A 2,096-nucleotide genomic window follows, 5' to 3' on the forward strand; every position below is an offset into this window, starting at 1 on the left:
TGTCACTGCACGCACGAACCACCACCAAGACCATTCGCAACTTCAACGCCCACCGGCCCCACCGCCGGTAAGCATCTCCCGAGAACACGACGTCACGCATCTCCTGAGACCGCACACGTCACCGTGGTTCGATCGCATCGTCGAGACATTGTGATGCGGAAATTCCGGCGCGTCGCCGAGGTCGACGTCGTGAACGGACGAGGCGGTGACGGAGGCGTGGACGTCTCCGTCACTTACCCCGACGGCCGGCTCGTTATCTACCAGTTGAAGTATTACCCCGAGGGCATGTCCGGCGGGTTCGTGGGACGTCGAGACAAAGTCAAGAAGTCCTTCGTGCGGGCGGTGAAGGAACAGGAGCCGCACGAATGGGTTCTGGTAGCCCCATGCAGCAACTTCACCACCCCCGAGAAGGGCTACATAAGACGCCTGCCCGAAGCCTTCACTCCAGCGGGGAAACGTCGACCCACTGTGGGATGGATGGGTCGCGCAGAGCTCAATCAGATGCTCATCGACTATCCCGAAGTGGACCGATGGTTGACGCTCAACCACTACCGACGCACCCGGCAGATCTTCGAGCAGGAACAGACCGCAGCCCAGCGGTTGGAATGCTAATGGAGATCCGGTTCCTCGAGGACGGTGAAGTCGTAGCCGCCGAGGAAGGAACGGTCACGGAGGTCCGCCAAGGAACTCACGGCTTAACCAGCGTGATGTCGTTCTGTGGGAGCCGGCTCACGGTGGCCGCAGAGATTCCGTATCGAGCCACGTCCGGCCAAGCGTCGTCGATGGACGTCGGATACAAGATTCGCGGGCTCAGTCCGCGCTCTGTCGCCGAACTGTTCAAAGTTCTTCTCGGCCTTCGCACATCCAAAGAGGTCGAGTTCCACATCGACGGCCGATTCCTGACCAAATACGGCCGATCTAGCGACGAAGTTGACAACGAAGACCCCGACTTGAAAGAGCAACTCATGGTCTACCGGTTCGCTGAGGACCTGGCCGCAGTCCTCGCATATACAAGGCAGAGCATGACGCTTCCCAACGGCTTCAGTGGGAACGACCGGGTCCATGCCCGGGTTGCCCGACTGCTACTTGATGGCCACATTGTGGCCTCGGCCCTGGCGCGAGGAGTCCGCGGACGCCTTCCCGACAGCGCTGAGCCCACCCAGGAGATCCGCAACACCCTGACAGAACGACGAAACATCCACTGGCCGGCTGGCCGGTACACCGCTCCGATCGTGGGCCGGAACTTTGACCTTCAAACGCTGGGAGATCTGCTCTGGACTCCACGCCGGCGACCACCGCCGGTCGGCACGGTGCGGCTTGTTGAGCCCCTTCCACGGTGGTGGCGTGGGGCCCGCAGCGATCGTGCCATCGGGACGGCGGACAACGCCGGCCAGGCGGTGCTGTACGTACTCCCGCAACTCGACGTGGGCCACGAGCTTCGCTGTTTTCGGGCGCTTGGCGGCCTGCTGGGCTTTCCACTGCGCCACCAACGCCCGATACTCAAGCTTCCCGCTCCTGGTTGCGGCGTTGCGCCGTAGCTCACGCGAGATCGTGGCCGGACTGCGCCCGATCCGCCGTGCGATCTCACGCACCCCACAATCCTGAACGCGAAGCAGCGCGATCTCTTCCCGTTCCGCGAAGGATAGATAGCGGCCCGAAGGCTCATCCAGACTCAGCGGCCTCATACCGCCAGCGTGGCGGAACCACCGTGTACCCACCGGCACCGACACACCGACAGCGATCGATGCCTGCGCCGTGCTCACCCCCGTCGCGACCACCCGCCAAAACTCACGTTGCACCTGCCGCGACGGCTCCGGCCGCCCCGGCGATCGCATCGCCGGCCGAAGTGCACGATCAGCACGCCACTGTCGACGAACACCTACCGGCACATCGCTGGTCTTCCTGCTCCAGTCCGCTGTAACCACGCCGCACACCTCCGAGAATCAGGGTGTTGCGACGACCAGTTGAATCCGCCCGTCGACCCACGATCGGTGTGGAAAATCAGCTTCTGCGCATCGTCATCACGCCATATCGCCTGCATACCGCCCCGCGTGGCGACCGCCATCTCGATCGCCGCACACGCCAACGCTGCATCC

1 protein-coding gene and 1 pseudogene are annotated in these 2,096 nt (G+C 63.2%); one reads left to right on the forward strand and one right to left on the reverse strand.

The window, feature by feature from the left end:
* Positions 1 to 216: 216 nt before the first annotated feature.
* The gene (locus NWF34_RS25175) at positions 217 to 612 is read left to right on the forward strand and encodes a hypothetical protein (protein ID WP_138944116.1); all 396 of its coding nucleotides are present in this window, start codon (positions 217 to 219) and stop codon (positions 610 to 612) included.
* Between the two features lie 632 nt (positions 613 to 1,244).
* On the opposite strand, the pseudogene NWF34_RS25525 reads toward NWF34_RS25175, so the two are convergent.
* Positions 1,245 to 1,925 (reverse strand): annotated as a pseudogene (locus NWF34_RS25525) (transposase); the annotation flags it as partial.
* Between the last annotated feature and the right edge of the window lie 171 nt (positions 1,926 to 2,096).

Origin of the sequence: Gordonia sp. GONU (assembly GCF_024733855.1) — a bacterium.
Classification (GTDB): domain Bacteria; phylum Actinomycetota; class Actinomycetes; order Mycobacteriales; family Mycobacteriaceae; genus Gordonia; species Gordonia amicalis.